The 20,687-nt window shown below is 63.7% G+C and carries 21 protein-coding genes; 5 read left to right on the top strand and 16 right to left on the bottom strand.

Features of this window, described 5'->3' with window-relative positions; all coding sequences use genetic code 11:
- Positions 1-360: 360 nt before the first annotated feature.
- Positions 361-789, bottom strand: a complete 429-nt coding sequence (locus tag FFS45_RS20495; RefSeq protein WP_137956453.1) for a nuclear transport factor 2 family protein — start codon at positions 787-789, stop codon at positions 361-363.
- A 129-nt stretch (positions 790-918) separates the two neighbouring features.
- A complete protein-coding gene (locus tag FFS45_RS20490) occupies positions 919-1,713 on the bottom strand; it encodes an alpha/beta hydrolase (protein ID WP_137956452.1) in 795 nt (264 codons plus the stop codon).
- A 438-nt stretch (positions 1,714-2,151) separates the two neighbouring features.
- On the opposite strand from FFS45_RS20490, the gene FFS45_RS20485 reads away from it, so the two are divergent.
- Positions 2,152-2,586, top strand: coding sequence for a PaaI family thioesterase (locus FFS45_RS20485; protein ID WP_137956451.1), 435 nt, complete (start codon positions 2,152-2,154; stop codon positions 2,584-2,586).
- 16 nt (positions 2,587-2,602) lie between these two features.
- On the opposite strand, the gene FFS45_RS20480 is transcribed toward FFS45_RS20485, so the two are convergent.
- The 9 genes from FFS45_RS20480 to FFS45_RS20440 form a co-directional block, all read right to left on the bottom strand.
- Positions 2,603-3,451: an ureidoglycolate lyase gene (locus FFS45_RS20480; RefSeq protein ID WP_137956450.1), complete on the bottom strand. Its 849-nt coding sequence runs from the start codon at positions 3,449-3,451 to the stop codon at positions 2,603-2,605.
- Positions 3,452-3,546: 95 nt separating this feature from the next.
- On the bottom strand, positions 3,547-4,290 hold the full coding sequence (locus tag FFS45_RS20475) for an SDR family oxidoreductase (RefSeq protein WP_137956449.1): 744 nt from the start codon (positions 4,288-4,290) through the stop codon (positions 3,547-3,549).
- 37 nt (positions 4,291-4,327) lie between these two features.
- Positions 4,328-5,158, bottom strand: a complete 831-nt coding sequence (locus FFS45_RS20470; RefSeq protein WP_137956448.1) for an amidohydrolase family protein — start codon at positions 5,156-5,158, stop codon at positions 4,328-4,330.
- 6 nt (positions 5,159-5,164) lie between these two features.
- Positions 5,165-6,205, bottom strand: a complete 1,041-nt coding sequence (locus FFS45_RS20465; RefSeq protein WP_137956447.1) for an aldo/keto reductase — start codon at positions 6,203-6,205, stop codon at positions 5,165-5,167.
- 74 nt (positions 6,206-6,279) lie between these two features.
- Positions 6,280-7,587: a UxaA family hydrolase gene (locus tag FFS45_RS20460; protein ID WP_137956446.1), complete on the bottom strand. Its 1,308-nt coding sequence runs from the start codon at positions 7,585-7,587 to the stop codon at positions 6,280-6,282.
- 28 nt (positions 7,588-7,615) lie between these two features.
- Complete coding sequence (locus tag FFS45_RS20455; protein WP_137956445.1) at positions 7,616-7,939, bottom strand: UxaA family hydrolase; 324 nt, start codon at positions 7,937-7,939, stop codon at positions 7,616-7,618.
- 24 nt (positions 7,940-7,963) lie between these two features.
- Entirely contained in the window at positions 7,964-9,007 is a 1,044-nt protein-coding gene (locus FFS45_RS20450) for an ABC transporter permease (RefSeq protein WP_137956444.1), read from the bottom strand.
- Positions 8,997-10,535 carry a sugar ABC transporter ATP-binding protein gene (locus FFS45_RS20445; RefSeq protein ID WP_137956443.1) on the bottom strand — a complete coding sequence of 513 codons (1,539 nt, stop codon included), beginning with the start codon at positions 10,533-10,535 and terminating at the stop codon, positions 8,997-8,999. Before FFS45_RS20445 ends, FFS45_RS20450 begins: the two co-directional genes overlap by 11 nt.
- Entirely contained in the window at positions 10,532-11,581 is a 1,050-nt protein-coding gene (locus FFS45_RS20440) for a sugar ABC transporter substrate-binding protein (RefSeq protein WP_137956442.1), read from the bottom strand. Before FFS45_RS20440 ends, FFS45_RS20445 begins: the two co-directional genes overlap by 4 nt.
- A gap of 311 nt (positions 11,582-11,892) precedes the next feature.
- On the opposite strand from FFS45_RS20440, the gene FFS45_RS20435 reads away from it, so the two are divergent.
- The 3 genes from FFS45_RS20435 to FFS45_RS20425 all read left to right on the top strand — a co-directional run bounded on the left by FFS45_RS20435 (position 11,893) and on the right by FFS45_RS20425 (position 14,088).
- Positions 11,893-12,681: an IclR family transcriptional regulator gene (locus FFS45_RS20435; protein ID WP_137956476.1), complete on the top strand. Its 789-nt coding sequence runs from the start codon at positions 11,893-11,895 to the stop codon at positions 12,679-12,681.
- Between the two features lie 208 nt (positions 12,682-12,889).
- Positions 12,890-13,360 carry a hypothetical protein gene (locus tag FFS45_RS20430; protein WP_137956441.1) on the top strand — a complete coding sequence of 157 codons (471 nt, stop codon included), beginning with the start codon at positions 12,890-12,892 and terminating at the stop codon, positions 13,358-13,360.
- Between the two features lie 185 nt (positions 13,361-13,545).
- Entirely contained in the window at positions 13,546-14,088 is a 543-nt protein-coding gene (locus FFS45_RS20425) for a hypothetical protein (RefSeq protein WP_137956440.1), read from the top strand.
- A gap of 43 nt (positions 14,089-14,131) precedes the next feature.
- Here the strand turns inward: FFS45_RS20425 and FFS45_RS20420 are convergent, their stop codons facing one another.
- The 4 genes from FFS45_RS20420 to FFS45_RS20405 all read right to left on the bottom strand — a co-directional run bounded on the left by FFS45_RS20420 (position 14,132) and on the right by FFS45_RS20405 (position 16,243).
- Positions 14,132-14,626, bottom strand: coding sequence for a septal ring lytic transglycosylase RlpA family protein (locus FFS45_RS20420; RefSeq protein ID WP_249362860.1), 495 nt, complete (start codon positions 14,624-14,626; stop codon positions 14,132-14,134).
- Positions 14,627-14,766: 140 nt separating this feature from the next.
- A complete protein-coding gene (locus tag FFS45_RS20415) occupies positions 14,767-15,537 on the bottom strand; it encodes a peptidoglycan DD-metalloendopeptidase family protein (RefSeq protein WP_137956439.1) in 771 nt (256 codons plus the stop codon).
- Positions 15,538-15,582: 45 nt separating this feature from the next.
- Positions 15,583-15,780: a hypothetical protein gene (locus FFS45_RS20410; protein ID WP_137956438.1), complete on the bottom strand. Its 198-nt coding sequence runs from the start codon at positions 15,778-15,780 to the stop codon at positions 15,583-15,585.
- 148 nt (positions 15,781-15,928) lie between these two features.
- Complete coding sequence (locus tag FFS45_RS20405) at positions 15,929-16,243, bottom strand: hypothetical protein (protein WP_137956437.1); 315 nt, start codon at positions 16,241-16,243, stop codon at positions 15,929-15,931.
- Positions 16,244-16,504: 261 nt separating this feature from the next.
- On the opposite strand from FFS45_RS20405, the gene FFS45_RS20400 reads away from it, so the two are divergent.
- Positions 16,505-18,079 (top strand): tetratricopeptide repeat protein, encoded by a 1,575-nt coding sequence (locus FFS45_RS20400; protein WP_137956436.1) that lies wholly within the window; start codon positions 16,505-16,507, stop codon positions 18,077-18,079.
- On the opposite strand, the gene FFS45_RS20395 is transcribed toward FFS45_RS20400, so the two are convergent.
- Entirely contained in the window at positions 18,076-20,442 is a 2,367-nt protein-coding gene (locus tag FFS45_RS20395; RefSeq protein ID WP_137956435.1) for a GNAT family N-acetyltransferase, read from the bottom strand. The genes FFS45_RS20400 and FFS45_RS20395 overlap by 4 nt on opposite strands.
- Positions 20,443-20,687 lie beyond the last annotated feature (245 nt).

Genomic DNA, 20,687 nt, shown 5'->3' with positions numbered 1-20,687 from the left:
GGCCCGATTCCCGAAACGTCAAGAGCGTTCAGCGACAATGGCAACCAATACTTTACTTACGCCGCAAGTGTGAGCAGTTTAGCGACGGACCCCATACTTTCAAAGCAAATACGAGTATTAGACCCGCGGTATTCCCGAGCGGCTGGAAGATAGGCTGCATTGCAGCAATCTGGTTGTTGCGCCGGGATAACTACCCGGAATTGAATGGCCGCGCGTAAAGCGCCAGGGGGAACATGGTTGCATCGACGCCAATGCGAACGCGCGGGCATGCGCGTGAGGCACCGGATGCGCAGAAGAGGATGGAGGTCGAGGAGATCGCAGCGGTCGAAAACTCACAATCGGTGGCTCAGGCGCGCCGGTTCACAGGCCCCCGGCAATTCGCACATCCGGTTCTGTCTCGCCCGGGCGTGTCACCAGAACAAGGAGGCGGACAATTTTCGCCTCGAAAAACGAAAAAATAAAATTCAATAGCAATGGCGACGGCAATCCAGTCTTTTCGAATTCACCGTCCACTTCGGCCGCAAGTATCAGATCGCCAAAATGCAAGCGTGCCGTGACCACCTCCATGCGGAAGTGCTCTCCCACAATCTCGCGGCGTATCCAGTCGCCAATCGCCTCCTTTCCCCAGAAGTCCCGCAATTGATCATTCACATGCGCATCGTCGGCGAACAGGCCGATCAGGCGGTCAGCGTCAAACCCGTTGACTGCATCCACAAACGCAATGCCGATGTCGCCGGCTACTTCTCGCCAGGCCTTTGAAGGGTTGTCCGATTGGACCTTGAGGACCATGATTCACTCCACTGCTTTGCGGTTCCAGCAAGCCTCAAAGCTATCAAATCCGGCGTGGCGCGTTGTTATACCTTGTTAGCGCCCTTCGCGGCGTGGCACGAAGGGCGCTATGCAGCGTTAGCGTCGTGCTTACTCCTTCGCGGAAGCCGCCTTCTCGATGAGCGCCGCGACGTCCGCCGGCCTCGACTCGTACACGGCGTGGCTGCCTGGTGCTTCGACCACCGTCGCATCTGCGCGCTTCGCCATCGCGCGCTGGGCATCCGGCGGAATCATGTGGTCATGGGTGGTGACCAGATACCAGCTCGGCTTCTCGCGCCAGGCGGGCTCGGTGACTTCGCCGGCCAGCGCCTCCACCCCCCACGGCACCTGCGCATTCGCGAGGAAGGAGGCGCGCTCAGGCTTGACGTCGGCTGCAAACGCCTCGGCGAATTTCGCTTTGTCGAGCATCAGGAAGCCATTGACCGGAGGCAGGATCGGCGGCACGGGTGCACCGGGAGGCGGGTTCGCGATGAGCTTTTGAACGGACTCGCCTTTATCCGGCGCAAACGCCGCGATATAAACGAGACGCGAGACCTTCGGGTCATTGCCAGCCTCCGTGATGACGACACCACCGTACGAGTGGCCCACCAGCACCACCGGGCCGTTCTGCGCATCCACGACCGCCTTTGTCGCGGCCACATCTGCGGCAAGGGTCGTCGTCGGGTTCTGGACGATACTGACGTTGTACCCCTTGGCCTTGAGCAGCTTGTATACCTGCTCCCAGCCGCCCCCGTCGACGAAGCCGCCGTGCACCAGCACGACATTCCTTATGGGTTCGGCCGCCGCGGCAGGGCTTGACTCGATAACACCGACACTGAACGCGAGGGAGCTAACCGTTAGCACACCAAACAGCGTGCGCAACGAGGGAAAATGATTGGGTCGCATTTGATTCCTCTTTTGTCAAGGTGATGGAAGTGCAGACCTCCGAAGCGCTACTGCCGACTAGGGGCCATCGCACATCGGTAGTGTGGTCGAACACCGCGCCACCGCCATCACCCACAGGGACTATCTCTTTTGGGATAGATCGACCGCGGTCACATCAGCAGTTGCCTGAAAAATGGCGCTACCGCGTCACGGAGCTGGAGAGTGAGATCCCACCGCTGCTGGCTCGAGCCGGGCGGTGCGACCGTTGCGCGAGTCCTATCTTGAGAAAAAGGTGGCGAAAAACCCTCTTACGCGCCCTTTCGTCGTGTAATTCCCCCATTGACATTGTTTTGCACAATAATCCGGGCATCATTTTTGCGATTCACCTTGACGTGGCGCGTCAGGGCTTCCTAGAGTGGGTAGGGACGCCACCACGGGCATCGCCCGAAGGATTCGACGATGACGGATTTACTGGACCGGGCGCGCGGCGCACTCCATGCCCAGCCATTCAGCGTGCTGCTTGGCGCCGAACTGATGCACACGAGCGACAACGAGCTGACGCTCTGCCTGCCGATCCGCGATGAACTGCGGCAGCAACACGGTTTCGTCCACGGGGGCGTCATCAGCTATCTGGCCGACAACGCGCTCACCTTCGCCGGGGCGCTCGCGCTCGGGCCGCGGGTCGTCACGGGCGAATACAAGATCAACTATCTGCGGCCGGCGGTGAACGGCATGCTGGTGGCGCGCGCGAAGGTCGTCTATGCCGGGCGGCATCAGGCGACCTGCCAGTGCAATATCTTCGTGATAGACGGCGATCGCGAGCGGCTTGTCGCCGTCGCGCAAGGAACCATCAACCGGATCGGCGACGGCGGGGACACCGTGCCGTCCAGTTGAGGCCTGATGAGATGTATTACTCGGCAGCGTAAGTCTTCTGCTGCTGCTCGCCGAGGCCTTCAATGCCCAGGCGAACCGTCTGACCCGGCTTCAGATACACCGGATTGGGCTTCACGCCCATGCCGACGCCCGGCGGCGTGCCGGTCGAAATCACGTCGCCCGGTTGCAGGCTCATGCACTGCGACAGATACGACACGAGCTTCGCGACACCGAACACCATTGTTTTGGTGGAGCCGTTCTGATAGCGGTGGCCGTCCACTTCGAGCCACAGGTTCAGGTTCTGCGGGTCGGCTACTTCGTCGCGCGTCACCACCCACGGGCCAATCGGGCCGAAGGTATCGAAACCCTTGCCCTTGTCCCATGTGCCGCCGCGCTCGATCTGCCATTCGCGCTCGGACACGTCGTTGATCACGCAGTAACCGGCCACGTAATCGAGCGCGTTGGCTTCGTCGATGTACTTGGCCGGCTTGCCGATCACCACGCCGAGCTCGACTTCCCAGTCGGTCTTCTTCGAGCCGCGCGGAATCTCGATGTCGTCGTTCGGCCCGCTGACTGCGCTATTCCATTTGTTGAACACCACCGGCTCGGTGGGCACCGGCAGATTCGACTCCGCTGCGTGGTCGGCGTAGTTCAGGCCGATGCAGATGAACTTGCCGATCTTGCCGACGGCCGGCCCCAGGCGCGGATTGCCTTCAACCAGCGGCAGCGAAGCCGGATCGAGCGCACGCAGTTTGGCGAGCCCGGCATCTGTGAGCGTGTCGCCGTCGATATCGGCTACCACCTTCGACAGATCGCGAATCTTGCCTTGCGCGTCGACCAGGCCGGGTTTTTCCTGACCTTTCGGTCCATAACGAAGCAGTTTCATCGTTGCACGTCCCTATCTATCCAGAGTGTTCAGTAAGAAAACAGGCGCGCTCCCGTACGAGGCACGCGCCCTGCCAGCCAGTCGCTTCCTGCCGGCTAGTTCGACCAGCCGCCGTCGATCACGTGCGCATGGCCCGTCGTGAAAGCCGACTCGTCGGAAGCAAGATACAGCGCCAGCGCCGCGATCTCTTCCGGCTTGCCGATGCGGCCCATCGGCTGACGGGCGACGAACGCCGCCTGCACCGCCTCGATGGTCGCGCCCTGCGCCTGGGCCTGCGTCGCAATCCGTTGTTCGAGCGACGGTGAGGCCACCGTGCCCGGGCAGATCGCGTTACAGCGTACACCACGCGTGATGAAGTCTGCAGCGACGGCCTTCGTCAAGCCGATCACCGCCGCTTTCGAGGCGCCGTACACGAAGCGGTTCGGCACGCCCTTCACGCTCGAAGCGGCCGACGACATATTGATGATCGAACCATTGCCCTTTTCGAGCATGCCCGGCAAAAACGCGCGAATCGTGCGGTACATGGCTTTCGCGTTGAGGTCGAAGGCGAAATCCCAGTCTTCTTCCGTCGCTTCCAGGATCGAACCGGCGTGGACGTAGCCGGCGCAGTTGAACAGCACGTCGATCGGGCCCAGTTCGGCGGCGAGCGCGTTGATCGCGGCGCTGTCGCGCACATCGAGCTTGCGTGCTTCGAGCGCCTTGCCGGCGAGCGAATCGAGCTTGATATCGGTCGCAATCACCCGCGCCCCTTCGCGTGCGAACAGCTCAGCGGTGGCGAGACCGATACCTTGCCCGGCCGCGGTAATCAGGGCCGTCTTCCCGGCCAGTCTTTGGGTCATCTATGTCTCCAGTTGAAATGGGATGTGAGTCATGTGTTCACAAACGGTAGAACGCGGCGGCGTTGGCGCCGAACACCGCCTCGCGTTCCGTATCGGACAGTCCGCCGAGCAAGGTATTGGCCACCGAATGCCACAGCAGGTAGTCGCCGTTCAGGTTGAGCACCGGCCAGTCGCTGCCCCACATCAGACGCGACGGGCCAAAGGACTGCAGCAGATGATCGACATAGGGCTGCAGGGTCGCTTCGGTCCAGTCGAGCGAGGCTTCGGTGGCAAGTCCCGAGAGCTTGCAATGCACGTGCGGCAGGCGCGCGAGACGCGTGATGCCGTCCGCCCAGCTCTGCCAGCCGCCCTTGCCATAACGGATGGGCGGTTTCGCGCCGTGATCGACGACGATGCGCAGCGTCGGAAAACGCGTCGCGAACGTTTCGAAGGCGCCGACGTGACGTGTGTAGATCAGCGCATCGAAGGCCAGGTCGTGCGCAATCAGCGCTTCGACGGCGGGCGTCAAATCGGGATTGGCAATCCAGGTGTCGTCGGGCATGTCTTGCAGCATCGGCCGCAGGCCCTTGAATTTCGGGTCGCGTGCGAGTTCGGCAATCAAGGCGGGGGCGTCGCGCAGCAGCATCGGCACCCAACCCACCACCCCCGCAATCGACGCATCGTCGAGCGCCAGATCCAGCAAATAGCGGGTTTCCTCGACCGTCGGCGCCGCCTGCACCACCACCGTACGCTGCACGCCGGCCCGTTCGCGCAACGGAGCCAGGTCCGCGGGGCCAAAGGTCCGGTACAGCGTTTTCAGTTCGGGGGTCAGCCAGCCGTAATCGCCGCGAGCCGGGTCCCAGAAGTGCTGGTGGGCATCGATGTGCATGGTCGGTCAATCCTCCGGCATAGGCGCTCGCAGATCCAGCAGGCCTCTATCGCGCAATGCCGTCCATAGTTCAGCAGGTATCGGACGTTCGAACGACGCGACGTTCTCGCGCAGTTCTTCAACACTGCGCGCACCGGTCAGCACCGTTGCCACGGCCGGATGGGCATACGGAAACTGCAACGCCGCCGCGGCCAGCGGCACATCGTGCACGCGGCAGACGGCCTCCAGCTTGGCCACACGTTCAATCACTTCTTGCGGCGCGGCGCCATAGTTGAACTTGAGATCCCCGCGCACACCGCGCGCGAGGATGCCCGAGTTAAACGCTCCGCCTAGCATGATACCCACGCCACGTGCTTCGCAGGTGGGCAGCAGGTCGTCGAGCGTGGCCTGCTCCAGCAGTGTATAGCGGCCGGCCAGCAATGCGCAGTCAATGTCGAATTCGGCCATGACCTCGAGAATCGCCGCCCCTTCGTTGACCCCCAGACCCACGGCCTTCAGGAGGCCCGCCGAGCGCAAGTCGTCGAGCGCCCGAAAGCCGCCGCCTGCGGTCAGTTGCTCCAGGTAGAACGGGTTTTTCTCGCCGAGCGTCACGCGGCCGATGTCATGGATCAACAGGATGTCGATCTCGGCAATGCCCATGCGTTGCTGGCTGTCCTCGAACGAACGCAGAATGCCGTCGTGGGTGTAATCGTAGATCGCCTGGAAGGGCAACGGGTTTTGCCAGCCCTCACTGCCGTCGTAAGGTGTGGTGCGCGGCACAAAGCGGCGGCCCGCTTTGGTGGACAGCACGTATTGGTCGCGTGGGTAGCGGCGCAGCGCATCACCCAGCCGGTGCTCGGCCTTGGTGTGGCCGTAGTGCGGCGCGGTATCGAAGAAGCGCACACCCGCATCCCAGGCGGCGGCCACCGTATTGAACGCCTCTTCGTCCGACAGATCGTGATAAAGCCCACCGAGCGGCGCTGTACCAAGACCCAGCCCCGTCACCTGCAGTCCACGCCGGCCGAGCGGGCGGCGCCTTGCGACTTTTGAATCAACCGCGCCTGTCATGCCAAAGTCTCCTGTGTCGACCGGAGCCGGCGCTTCAGCGCTTACCCCGGTGCCATACAACATGGTTGCATTGTTTATGCGATGACGCGCGCCAGCCCCACGCTCGACGGCAAGCACGCCGGGCCAACCGGTTCGAAGCTCTTGTACGTGAGAATAAACTCCTGGTGCCCAAGCGTCTCGGACTTCGATGCCGCGCCTTGCGCCACGGCCACCGTCTGTTCAAACACTTCGCGGCCCACTTCTTCCAGCGTGCCACGGCCCTCCAGAATCCGGCCCGCATCGACATCCATGTCGCCGGCCAGATTGCGATAAGTGGCGGGATTCGCGCACACCTTGATCACGGGCGAGATCGCCGAGCCCACCACCGAGCCGCGCCCGGTCGTGAACAGAATCACATGCGCGCCGCAGGCGATCAGCTCGCCAATCTCCGCGTTATCGCTGATGTTAGGAAAACCGAAGCGCGGCTCGCCATCCGGTACGACGTCGAGCAGATAGAGGCCGCCGGTCGGTGGGACATCGCCCGGTTTGATGATGCCGACAATCGGCGATGCCCCGCTCTTCGCGTACGCCCCAAGCGACTTCTCCTCCTGCGTCGTCAGGCCGCCGTCGGCATTCCCAACCGCAAAACTGCCGTGACCGAGGATCGAGTAATAGCGCGCAGCTTTAGCTACGCATGCCACGATCTCGTCGCCCAGTTCCGCTCGCGCCGCGCGGGTCTTCATGTGAAACTCGCAGCCGACCAGTTCGCCCGTCTCTTCGAAAATGCAGGTCGCACCCGCATCGATCAGATGATCGAACGCGCGGCCCACAGCCGGATTCGCGGTGATGCCGCTGGTGCCGTCCGAGCCGCCGCAGATCGTACCGATCACCAGTTCGTCGAGCGCCATCGGCACGCGCGCTTGCGCCGCCAGTTGCTGGCGCGCACCGCGCACCCAGTCGACGCCGTATTGAATCGTGCTGCGCGTGCCGCCCTTTTCCTGGATCGTCAGCACTTCGACCGGCCGGCCGGTCGCGCGCACCACGTCCACGAGGTAATGCTTGTTCATGCTCTCGCAACCGAGCGAGACGAACAGCACGGCGCCCACGTTCGGGTGCGTGGTGAGCTGCTTGAGCATCTTTTCCGCGTAGCTGTTCGGATAGCAGCCGGGAAAACCAATCAGATGCACGGCGGGCTCGCGCTCGGCGCCTGGATCGTCAAACGCGTCAAGCGGCTCGCGAAACTGGGTGACGATTTCGCGCGCCACGTGATGCGCGCATTCGACGAGATACGCGACCGCAACCACGTTGCGGATGCCCTTGCGGCCGTCGCTGCGCAGATAGCCTTGCAGCATGGGCTGCGACCCGGCCAGCGAGGAAACCGTTGCTGCGGAAGTGTCAGTCATGATCGTTCCAGCGCGGTATGGCACCGCGTCAATGATGCACGAATTCGTGGCCTGCGTCGTGGGTGTACGTCGGCAGGTAATCGCTTTCGAGGTTGTGGGTGTGCAGATGCTCGCCGCGCGCAACGGCCTGCGTCACATGGCCGATGACCGCGCCGTAGCGCAGCACTTTGTCGTCCTTCGCCAGCGCGCTGCGCGCGACCTTGTGGCCGAGGTCGATGGTCTTGGCGAGCGTGATGCGCTCGCCTTCGATCTCGACCGCCGTGCCGGCTTCGAGCCGCGCCGCCGCAATCAGGCAGTTGTCCTGCGGACTCAGCAGGATCAGGCGGGCGTCGGTATGGAGTGGGCTGCTCAAGATGGGTCTCCGTGAAACGCGGGGTCAGTTCTGGCCTTCGCCGCTTGCGAGGCGCGCCACCATCAGCGAGCCAAGAATGATCGCGCCGTAGATGGCCTGAATCCAGAACGAAGGCACTTGCGCGAGGGTCAGCAGGTTTTGCACCACGCCGAGCAGCAACACGCCGGAGAGCGCGCCGAGCATCGTGCCCTTGCCGCCATCGAGCGAGATGCCGCCGATCACCGCCGCCGCGAACACCGTAAAGATCATGCCGTTGCCCTGATTCGCGTTGATCGCGCCGACATAGCCCGTCACGATCAGGCCGCCAAGCGACGCCAGCACGCTGCCGAGCACGAATACGCCCCACGTGATGCGCTCGACGCGAATCCCGGCGGCGCGCGCCGCTTCCGGATTGCCGCCGATCGCGTAGAGCGCCCGTCCAATCCGATGGTAACGCAGCATAAAGGCGGCCACAGCGAACGCCACCGCCGCAAGCCACACGGAAAGCGGCAGGCCGAGCACGATGGTGGTGGCAAGCGTGAAGAACGACGGCGGCATGTCGAACAGCGTGCCGCCCTTCGTTGCGCCCACCAGCATGCCGCGCAGCACAATCAGCATGGCGAGCGTGACGATGAACGCGTTTAGCCGCAGACGCACCACCAGAAAGCCGTTGATAAAGCCGATCACCGCGCCGACCACGAGAATCGCCAGCAAGCCCGCCGCAGCCGGCCATTGCCAGCCGAATCCCGCGGACGCCGCCGGCATCACGAGCATGGCGCCGACCGCGGGCGCGATCCCTACGGTCGATTCGAGCGACAGGTCGAACTTGCCGGTCAGCACGATCAGCGATTCCGCGAGCACAACCAGCGCGAGCGCCGCCGAAGCGCCAAGCACGCTGATCAGATTCGCCCTGGTCAGAAAACTCGGACTCACGAACGCGCCAATCACAATCAGCAGCGCCAGCGCGGGCACCAACGCGAGATCGCGCAGCCGCGCAAATTCGATCCGTGCCTTACGGCCGCGCGGAGCGGGCGCGCCGGCCGGTCCTTGAGCCGCGCCGAAGGCAGGGCTTGGCACACTATTCTTCATGGAGACTGACTCCTTCAACGGATGCGATCAGGTCGTGGTCCTGCCAACCCGCGGGAAATTCGGCCGCAACACGGCCACGGAACATGACCAGCACGCGGTCACAGGTGCGCAGGTCGTCGAGCTCGCCGGAGACCACGAGCACCGCCTTGCCTTCTTCACGCACGCGGTCCACGACGGACAGCAATGCCTCTTTGGATTTGACGTCGACGCCGGCCGTGGGGTCGATCAGCACGAGCACGTTCGGATCGGTCGCCAGCGCACGCGCCATCACGACCTTCTGCTGATTGCCGCCCGACAGTCCCGATACGGCGTGTTCGGGGCCGGGCGCCACGATGCCGAGCGCGTCGATCATCTTCTGGCCGAACGCGTTCTTCCTGGCGGGCGATGTGAGGCCGAACTTGCCGAGTAGACGCGCAATCGTCATGGACGCGTTTTCCGCCACCGATTGCGTCAGCACCAGGCCTTCGTGATGGCGGTCTTTCGGCACGCAGCCAATCCCTGCCGCCAGCGCTGCCGGCACATCGCCACGCGGCAAGGATCGACCCGCTACGCGAATATCGCCGCGCGTCGGCGAGCGCAGCCCCGCGATTGCTTCGGCCACACTGGTGCGGCCGCTGCTCGTCGCACCGGTCAGGCCAATCACCTCGCCGCGTTTGACGGTGAACGACACGTCCTGATAGTCCGCGCCGCCCAGAGCGGCAACTTCCAGCGCCACTGGCGTATCGGCAGGCAGCGGCGCACGTGCAGCCGCATCCGCAACCGCCAGGCCGCCGCGCTCGCCGGTCATCGCTTCGATCAACTGCTCGCGCGGCAACTTCGATACCGGCGCGCTGACGATATGCCGCGCGTCGCGCAGCACCGTCACTGCCTGGCAAATCTCGTACACCTCCTGCAGATGGTGCGAGATAAACAGAAACGTCACGCCCTCACGCTGCAACTCCGTGATGCGGCGAAACAGCCGTTTGATTTCATCGCCGTCGAGCTGCGCGGTCGGCTCGTCGAGAATGATGAAGCGCGCGCCATACGACAGCGCCCGTGCGATCTCCACCAGTTGCCGCGCCTCGACGCTCAGGTCGCCGGCACGCGCATCTTCGCGTACGTCGATCTTCCAGTGATCGAGCAGCTCGCGCGCATCGCGGCGCATGGCCTGCCAGTCGATCATGCCGCGCCGCTCGGGCTGCCGGTTGATGAACAGATTCTCCGCAACCGTGAGATCGCGGATGATGGTGGAATGCTGGTACACGCAGGCCACACGCTCGCGCCATGCGTCCCGGTCTGCGAGCGGCGGCGCCGCCGCGCCGCCGAAGCGCACTTCGCCGGTGTCGGGCTTGCGTAAGCCGGTGAGAATCGACACCAGCGTCGACTTGCCGGCCCCGTTGCGCCCGACGAGTGCGTGCGACTCGCCGGGCATCACGCGGATGCTCACGTCTTTCAGTGCGGCGTAGGAGCCAAAGCGCTTGGTGACTTCCTGCGCTTCAACAACCGCTGGGGCTGCCGCAACGCCAGGCGTGTGCATGGGCTCGCTCATTTGACGGTGTTACCCCACAGGTTCTTGTCGTCGACATTCGCCTTGGTCACGAGCGGCGCAGGCAACTGATCCTCCAGCATGCCCGGTGCGATCTGGATGATCGTGCTGCCGTGATCGGTCGGGCCCGGCTTGAAGGTCTGCCCGGCGAGCGCGGCCTTGATGTAGTACAGGCCGTACTTCGCGTACAGGTCAGCCGGTTGCGACACGGTGGCGTCGATCTCGCCCTTGCGAATCGCCTCGAACTCCTGCGGGATGCCATCGTTGCTGACAATCACCACATGTTTCGGATCGCCCACCGGGTACAGCATCTGTTTGCGGCGCAACGTCTGCAGCGTCGGCGACAGGTACACCCCGCCCGCTTGCATGTAGATCGCCTTCACATCGGGGTTCGCCGTCAGCAGGCTGTCCAGCGCGGTCGCCGCGACATCGCCCTTCCATGCCGCGGGAATCTCCAGCAGCGAAAGCGACGGATAGTGCTTCAGACAGGCGCGAAACGCTTCCGAACGGTCACGCCCGTTCACCGACGCCAGGTCGCCCATGACCTGCACGACCTTGCCCGACTTCACGTGCTCGCCGATGTACTTGCAGGCCATCTCGCCATACGCGTGGTTGTCGGCGCGCACCACCATCGCGACCTTGCCTTGCGTCGGTGCGACGTCCACGGCCACCACCGGCACGTCCTTGGTGGACGCGGCGTCGAGCGCGCGGCTGATTGCGGCCGAATCCAGCGGCCCCACCACGATGCCTTTCGCACCGAGGTTGAGGATGTTGTTCATGTCGGTGATCTGCTGCGCAGGGTCGCCATTCGAGTTGACGGGCGCGAGGATGTCGAGGCCCAACTGCTTGGCATACACCGGCAGGTAGTTGTTGTACGACTGCCAGAACGGCGAGGTGAGAAGCGGCAGATCGAGGCCGACCTTGCCGGTATCGGCGGCGCGCGCGGCGCCGCTTGTCACGAGGCCGGCCACGCATGCGGCGGCAACCCCTACCGATAGCGCACCTTGAATGAAGCGGCGGGTCGCACGCGACCCTGTTACGAACGTCATGCTTGTCTCCTGTCTGCGTTATTGAACTGCCTGAACCGTGCCCCCGAGGAACCGGAACGTCGTCCTGCGCTTTCTTATGAATATTGGTGTGCGTTCATTCACCAATGAACGTATTATTCATATACGGACTTTTCCAAGTCAAGCAATGTGCACTGCATCAGGCGTCCGTGTTTTCCCTGGCCGTACTCAACCCGGCACGCTCTACACTCACGCGCCGGATAACAATGAGCACTAACGCTGGCCGACCGCCTTGCATGGGACCTGAGTCAGCGCGAAAGCGCTGACTCAGGTCGACACGGGGAACACTCATGATGGATACCGAAGAAAAAGACGACGCCGACCGTTACCGCGCGCCCGCGCTGGACAAAGGTCTGGATATCCTCGAATTGCTCTCCGAGCAGAAAGAGGGGCTGACGCGCGCCGAGATCACCAAGCTGCTCGGGCGCAACGCGAGCGAGATGTACCGGATGCTCGAGCGGCTGGTCGCACGCCAATACGTGGTGCGCTCCGCGGCGGGCGATCGCTATTCGCTGAGCCTGAAGCTGTACGCGCTGGCGCACCGCCACCCGCCGATGAACCGCCTGATTTCCGAAGCGCTGCCGTTGATGCAGCGTTTCGCGGATGCCGCCGAGCAGTCGTGTCACCTCGTGGTCTACGACCGCGGCAACCTGCTGGTGATTGCGCAGGTCGACGGACCGGGCACATGGGGCATGTCGGTGCGGCTCGGCTCGCGGGTGGGCCTGATCGATACCGGTTCGGGCCGCGTGATGCTGGCGTTCCAGAGCGCGGAGCAGCGCGCGTATATGCTCGCCGAACACACCAAGGTGAAAGGCGAAGTGACCATCGATCGCGAGGCGCTGGAGCAGACCTGCGAGCAGATTCGCAAGAAGGGGTATTCGCAGAAAGACAGCCAGCAGACCTTCGGGGTCACCGATCTGACCTTTCCGTTGCTCGGGCCTTCAGGACAAGCGATTGCTGTGATGACCTGCCCGTATCTCAAGCGGATCGACGAATACGTCGCGCCGACGCTCGAAGCAGCAACCGCGCTGCTGCGCGAAACCGTGGAAGCCTTGTCGATGTTTCATGAGGGTGCGGGCTAACCGCCGTCGCAGGCTGCTCCGCACTTGCAATATTTGACAATTGACAAAGGACGACGCGTCAGCCGAACCCCGGTCTGGCGCGTTTTATCTGGTGCGTGCACTTTGCGCGCAACAGAATCGCGAGCCGCACGGCCCGTCAGACTGCCGCCCGGTTTGCGTCCACCGATAAACGCGGCTTCGCCGCGCCAGGTCCATAGGATCAAATACGATGAAAAAGCTCATTCTCTCCATGGCCGCAGTGGCCGGCCTGCTCGCAGCAACCGCGAGCTACGCGCAGGTTCCCGCCAGCGCACCGGCCGGCACGACAGGCCTCTGCAAGGACGGCTCGTTCTATTCAGGCGCGACGAAGAAGGGGGCCTGCAAGGGTCATAAGGGTATCCAGACGTGGTACGGCGCATCGTCGGCCGCAGGTGCCGCGTCTGCTCCGGCAGCCGCCGCATCGGCACCGGCAGCCACGCCCGCCAAGGCCCCGGCAGCAGCACCCGCTACGGCAGCCAGCAGCGCCAAGGCGGCCGCAGCCGGCGGCGGCCCCGGCCAGGTGTGGGTCAACACCAGCACCAAGGTCTACCATTGCCCGGGCGACAGGTACTACGGCAAAACCAAGCAGGGCACGTATATGAGCGAAGCGGACGCGAAGGCCAAGGGCTACCGCGCCGACGCCGGCAAGGCCTGCCAGTAACGCATCAGCGTCGCTCGTCCTGCGTTGGCGCCTTGTAGCGCCGGACGCAGGACGAGGCGTGCTGAACGCGCACCGCGCGTTTAGCCGTTCTCGTCCCCTCCCACCCCCTCCGCATGGTTTAGAATGGCGACCCTCTCAAAAACGTCGCCGCGTGGGCAACGACCCGCGAGCGCTATCGATACCTCATGGCGAAACTTCTGACCGATTCCGAATTCCAGCGTTTTTCCGAACTCCAGCAGAAGCAGGCAAGCTTCACGATCACCAGCGAAGAAGCCGACGAACTGCGCGACATCGTGGCCCGTGCGCAGCAAAAGCGTGACGACCGTGCTGCGGCCATGCAGGCGATGGAAACCTATATCCAGCAATTCGATATCAGCCCGGACGAGTTGTTTTCGCCCGAGCAGATCGGCGAAGCCGCGCGCACTTATGGTCTGATTCCGGCCGCCAAGAAGGAACGTGTCCTGCCGCCGTCGTTCACGTACAACGGCAAGCCGTATCAGTGGACGCGCGCATTGCCGGACGACATCCGCGTGCCGCTGTTCGACGCGTTCAAGGCGGGCCAATCGGTGAAAGATTTCATCGCAACGCCGAAGGACGCGATTCGCTGCGCGGCCACCATCGCACGCCTCGAACGTGAAACCGGCGCGGTCTATGCCGAAACGTGGCTCGAAGAGTTGTCCGTGACGCGCGGGCAGGTGGATGAAGCGGCGGCCAAGCTGCCGGCCTAAACACGCCGCACTCCACGGCGTCGATCAATCCCGCCATTCCGTACTACGCACCGGCTCCCTGCTTTGTCACGCTCTCGATGCGGACCAGCAGGACGCCGGTGCGCGGCAGACCAAGCACCGCCGCCGCGGCATAGGACAGATCGATCATACGACCGCGCGTATAAGGTCCACGGTCGTTGATCCGGACGATCACCGAGCGCGCACTCGATACTGCCGTCACACGCACATAGGAACCCAGCGGCAGGGTCCGGTGTGCTGCGGTCAGTGCGTGCAGGTCATAGCGCTCCCCGCTCGCGGTGCGGTGGCCTTGAAACCTCTTTGCATAGTAGGACGCCAGGCCGGTTTGCCATAACGGCGATGCCGCGCCGCCGCCAATCTGCAATAACGGGCTCTCGATCTGTGAAGGCGACTGATCCGGCAGGCCGGGCAACGGCGGCGAGCGCTCTGTGCCACGCAGCGTCGAAGTCTTTACTGCGCCGGACTCTTCCTGATGTGGCGTTTCGTAGCGGGCCTGCCCGGTCATGCCAAACGGTTGCATGCATCCCGCCATAAAAATTAAGGATAACGAAATTATTAGATTTCGATAAAAGCGATATTGATTCACCAAAATGTCCCTGATGAAATGACGTCGGCAAGCGCGGCAGCGACGCCAGACAGACGCCAAACCAACGCAACCGGTTAGCCGGAGCGTTTCGGGAGATAGGGAAATGGATCGACCGGTTTGCCGTCTTTGCGGACTTCGAACTTGAGCGTGGCGTTCCCGCTTGCGTCCGTCCCCATCTCGGCAATGGTCTGCCCTTGTGTAACAAGGGCGCCTTCCGCAACCAGCAGTTTTCGATTATTGCCGTATGCGCTGATCAAATGACCATCGTGTCTGATGACAATCAGGCGGCCATAGGCCTTGACGTGCGCTCCTGCATAGACCACCCGTCCGCCTTCGGCAGCCTTGACCGGCTCGCCTGCGCGGCCGCCCAGTTCGAGGCCCTTGGAACGGCCCGCCGCGAATTTCACGTTGACCGGACCCGGGACTGGCCATTTAAAACGGGATGTTTCGGATGACGCAAGAGCCGGACCAGATTTGGCTGATGCCGCGGGTTTAGAAGACGTGCCTGCAGCAAGTCTGGACTCGTCGCTTACCGGTGGCGCGACGCGCAGTACCTGCCCCACGGAGACCGCGCCGGTCACCGGCATCTTGTTCCAACCGGCAACCGATGCCGGAGAGCGCCCGAACAACTTCGCAATACGCTCCAATGTGTCGCCCGCATTGACGCGGTAAAAGCCCGCTTCGACAAGCGGCGGCGCGTCCGCCGCCGCCGAACTGGCAGCGGCGCCCGGCGCGGCGGCCCCGGCCAGAGCAACCGGCCTGGGTGTGCTCACACAAGCGGAGAGCGTTGCCAGTCCGGCGCAAAACAGCACAAGCCGCCAGCGAGATTGAGCATGCAGGCACATGGTGCTCCCCGATTGGCAAAACACAGAGGCGAAACGGAGCAAGGCTTAAGGCTTCATGGCCGGAGCGTCGACCGCGGCCGATGTAGGGTGCTTATGATGTTTGTGATGCTTGTGGTGATGCGTCATGCTCGAGTCTGCGTCGACCCGAGCGGCGCTTTGCTCTTGCAAGGGTACGTGTGTCTGTGCGAACGCACCCAGTGAAAACAGGCCCGCGAGGGCGGCAATAGCGATCTGCTTGTTCATCGTCTGTACTTCCTGAAATGAGCCGTGGTTAAGTGGGTGACCTGCTAGCGGTCGTGTGTTTAACGGCTTCCCGCGCAAGCCGTTGACCCGTCCATTTTTTAATATGGAATCCTTGATGATTTCTTTCAAAACTGCACAAAACTCAGGCTTACGACCCGACAATCGTCATGGCCCATGCGAACACACAACCTGCCGGCGCACCAATCAGCCGCCCGAGCACACTCGCCTTGGTGAATTCAGCGATGCGCGATTCGATGGCTCCCTTCAACACGCCGTGGTGACGCATCAGCGGCTCGAGCACGCAGCCCACCGTCGCGACTAACCATGCAGCCCCCTCGCGGCCCACCAGATGATCCGGGTCGATAAGACCGGTCATTTGAAGAGTGAAGATCGCCACAGCGCTGAGAAAAAACGCGAACAGCAGTGACTTGATGAAGCGGTCGGAGACGTCGAGGTTATCCATTTGAAGATCGGTCGAAGCGCTTTTAGGCGGGTCACGCCTCGGGTTGCTGAACGAGGCCCGAAATATATCGGCAATGACCCGCGCCCACATTCAGAGGATTCTCAAAGACATGGCGTCAGATGCCGCTACTTAGGGCGATCGTTTCCGAGACAGCAATCCGTCTTTTCTCAATGGACCGTTCGGAACGTGCCTACACACCAACCGTTTCGCAGCACGGACAATTGATGATCGATCAAATGCACGCGCCCTCGCTCGCCAACCATGCCCATTTCCTCCCACTTGTCCGCTGGTGAAATTCAAGCCTGCTACGTCGAGGCCGAAAAGGCGCGTAATGCCGGCAGTATCGAGACAGCGCAAGCGCTGGTTGAGCGAATCCTGGCGCAAGATCCAGATCGTCCCGGAGCCCTTTACCTGCGTGGCCTGCTGGCGCTCGACTCGGAGCAGTTGGAGCTTGCACAAAGCTGGCTTGAGCGAGCGATCGCGGTTTTGGCTCACGCCGATTTCTACACTACGCTGTGCCTCGTTCAAATCAGGCTCAATGCACTCCCCGGCGCAATGCACACTGCCCGGCTAGGTCTCGCGCTGCGCCCCGACTCAAGCACGTTGCGCTATTACGAAGCAGTGACGCTATCCGCACAGGGACTGATCGACGAAGCGGCCGTCAGCTATAACAAGCTCCTCGAACTCGAGCCCGATCACGCGCGGGCGCATGCCAATGCAGGTGTCCTAGCCAAGAATCTGGGCTCACTGGAAGAAGCCGAGCGGCACCTGCGTCGCGCCATCGCGCTTGCACCTGAATTTCTCAGCGCGCGCGCCCATCTTGGCTCGGTCCTGCTGGCTACGGGGCGTTATGAAGAAGCGTGGCCCTGGTGCGAAGACCGCTGGGTCAATTTCATGACCGCCGACGGGCGTCCGGCGCCAAATTCACGTCCGCAAATCCCGCTACCGCAATGGAAGGGCGAGCGTCCCGACCTGCTCACTCGTGCAGAACGCGCGAGCGCACGTGGGCCACGCCTGCTGGTCATTCCCGAACAAGGCCACGGCGACAGCCTCCAGTTCGTCCGCTACCTGCCTCTCGCGCTCGAGCGCTTCTCACAGATAGGCTACGTCTGTCCGCCCTCCTTGCGCCGCCTCTACGAAGACTCGCTTTGCTCACGCTGGCCAGGCCGTATCCTGCTCGACACGGAACTGATCGCCGCTAACGAATGGGACTGGTACTGTCCGATGATGTCGCTACCCATGGCATTCGACACCCGCCTCGACACCATCCCGGCCACCATGCCTTATCTCTATGCCGATCCCGCACGCGCCGCCGCCTGGCGCGCCAGGCTCGCGGCGCTGCCCAACCCCGATCTGCCACGTATCGGCGTGGTCTGGGCGGGCGGCCATTCGGGCATGTCGGAAGACAAAGTGCGCAGCCTGCGCTCCGCACAAATTGCGCCACTGCTCGCCTTGCCGCATATCCGCTGGATCAGTTTGCAAAAGACCGATGACCCGGCGAAGCTCCCTGACGCAACCTGCCAGGCGAGCCTGACGGACTGGATGGAGCAAATGGATGACTTCGCGGATACCGCGGCGCTCATCGAGAATCTCGACCTGGTCATTTCCGTCGATACCTCGGTGGCGCATCTGGCCGCCGCAATGGGCAAGCCGGTCTGGCTGCTGAACCGTTTTGCGGGTTGCTGGCGCTGGTTGCGCGACCGGGATGACAGTCCGTGGTACCCCACCGTGCGTCTCTTCACCCAACTACGGCAGGGCGACTGGGACGAGGTGTTGACGCGGGTCGCGGCGGCCTTGCAGCAGCAATTCGCGCCGCGGGACGAGCGGACCGGTTAAACCGGCGCTTCTGCCTCGTCCAGCGGCATTCTGAACCCCACCACAGCGGGATCCTCGGTAGGCGTCACGGCAAAGCCGCATGCCTTCGCCAACGCGATCATCGGAGCGTTCTCACGCAGCGCTTCGCCCACCAGCCAATGTGTGCCGCGCGAGCGCGCATACACAATGATTTTCTCCATCAACAGCTTGCCGAGGCGCCGGCCCTTCTGATCGGAGCGGATCGCCACCGCAAATTCGGCGGTTTCGTTATCGGGGTCGGCGACGGCGCGCACCACCCCCAGCGTTCGCGTAAAGCCTTCATCGCACGGGACCGTTGCGATCAGCGCCATCTCGCGGTCGTAGTCGATCTGCGTCATGCGGGCGAGCTGTGAGTGATCGAAGCTGCCGACCGCGCCGAAAAACCGCAAACGCAGATCGTCGGGCGTCATCGCCTCGACGAAGTCATGGTGAGCGGCCTCGTCTTCGGGGCGGATCGGCCGCACCGTGATGCGTAGCCCATGCCAGTCGAGCGTTTCCTCATAGCGGCGCGGATACGGCATGATCGCCAGCCGGCTGCGCTTCGCTCCCAGCCGGATAGACGGCGCCACCACCGAAGCGTGCTCGCGGAACACGCGTAGCGCGAGCTTCAATCCGACGATCTCGCGCACATCGCACACCGTTTGCGACAGCGCGGTAAACGCGGCCAGCACCGGCTCGGGCGCGGCGACCCGCGCGTACGGCGAGCGGGTCACCATATCGCGCGCCAGGATCGGATTGAGCGGCGGCAAGCCGAAGACCCGCAGCGGCGCCGACACGCCATCCGCAGACGGCGTCGTGAAACGGAACACCGGACCGAAGTTGTCGTCGTCGTGCAGCTCGACATCGATGTCGACGATCTTGTCCTGGATGGCCTCGCGCGGCTCCACGCGCAGTCCGAAATGCTCGAGCAACTGCGCGGCGTGTTCCTCCGTAAGCGTGTCTTCGCCCGCGGCCAATGCCGAGCGCGCCTGCGCCTGGGCGGCGTCGATCTCTGCGGGGATCTGCGCCGGCAGCCCCTCCGGCGTTTGCATCAACAGCTCGCGCCCCAACCGGTAATCGACCAGCCGGGCGAAGGCTCGTGCGAGGCGCTGCGGCGTCGTATGAACCGGAATGCCCTGCGCGTGCAGCGCATCGCGCGTCGCTGCGTCCACGCCACCGAAGAAGCACGCCAACAGCCCGCGATACGCAAACCTCTGATTGGCGATCAGCGCCTGCGCGACCTCGCCGACCGGCGCGTTGTGGGTCGACGCGTGGACCACAAACGCCGTGCCGGTTGCACGATGCTGCGCGAGAACCTGCAAGGCCGTGCCGAAATGCTCGGCGCGCGCGTCGTCGCCGAGCAGCAGCGGGTTGCCTGTCACCGCACGCGGCAGGGCATGGGCGACCGCTTCCGAGGTTTCCGGGGGCCACTGCGCAAGCGTATCGCCCGCTGCCGCGAAGGCGTCGCAGGCGAGCGTCGCCACGCCGCGGTCGCTGGTGATCAGCGTCGCCGTCGCCCCAGCGGCGACGCGGCCCACGCCAAGGGTCTCGATTTCATCGAGCAGGTCGTCGAGCGAATCGACACGCACCATCCCCGCGCGGCGAAACGCCGCCGTGTATAAACCGTCGGCGGGATCGGCACGGCCCGAACGCAGTGCCAGAACAGGCTTGTTGCGCGCCGCCGCCCGCGCCGCCGACATGAACTTGCGGGCCGCTCGCACCGTATCGAGTTCGAGCAGGATTGCGCGCGTGCCGGGGTCGCTCGCCAGGTAGTCGAGCACATCGCCGGCATCCACATCCGCCTCGCCGCCGAGCGCCACCGCGTGCGAAAAGCCCAGGCCGCGCGCGTGCGCCCAGCCCAGCACCGCATTCGTCAGCGCATTCGATTGCGACACCCACGCCACGCCGCCCGCCTTCACCAGACACGAGGGCGCGCCCAGATGCGCCCGCAGCGCCGGCGACACGACACCGAGGCTGCCCGGTCCAACAATGCGCAGCAGATGCGGCCGCGCCGCCGAGAGGGCGTGCCGCAGCGCCGTGCGGTCTTCGTCGCCATGCACTTCCCCTACGATAATCGCCGCCCGCGTACCCAGTCCGCCCAGTTTGTGGATAATGCCGGGCCATGTCGCAGGGGGCGTGCAGATCAGCGCCACCGTGGGAGCCTCGGGCAGGTCGCCGGGGTCGGCCACGACCAGATGGCCGTCGAGCACGTCGTACTTTGGATTCACGGGCCAGAGCGGGCCGTCGAAGCCGCCGCTCACGACGCTCGCCCACACCATGGCGCCGGTGCTGCGCGGCCGACGCGAAGCACCGATCACAGCGACCGATCTGGGCCGAAACAGGGCATCGAGATTGCGAACAGTCACGGGGCACTCCGCGAGTCGGAAGGGGACGTTCAGGAGGAACGCACGTTCCCCTCAGGATAGGCGATCTCGGCCCGTTGCGCGGCAGCCGGATGGGGAAAACCGGTTGATACTGCGGGTCCGTTTGAGCTGATCCGGGGCGGGCGTCTTTTATTGCTTGCGCCCGCTCAACCCATGCGCCGAAATGCGACAATCCGCGCCATGACACGTGTTGGAGACGGCGCGCGGTCACGCGGCATCGGTCGAGC

Origin of the sequence: Burkholderia sp. 4M9327F10, from assembly GCF_005503145.1 — a bacterium.
Lineage (GTDB): Bacteria > Pseudomonadota > Gammaproteobacteria > Burkholderiales > Burkholderiaceae > Paraburkholderia.
Note: the sequence above shows the minus strand (reverse complement) of the source record. Positions and strands in the feature narration are given on the sequence as shown.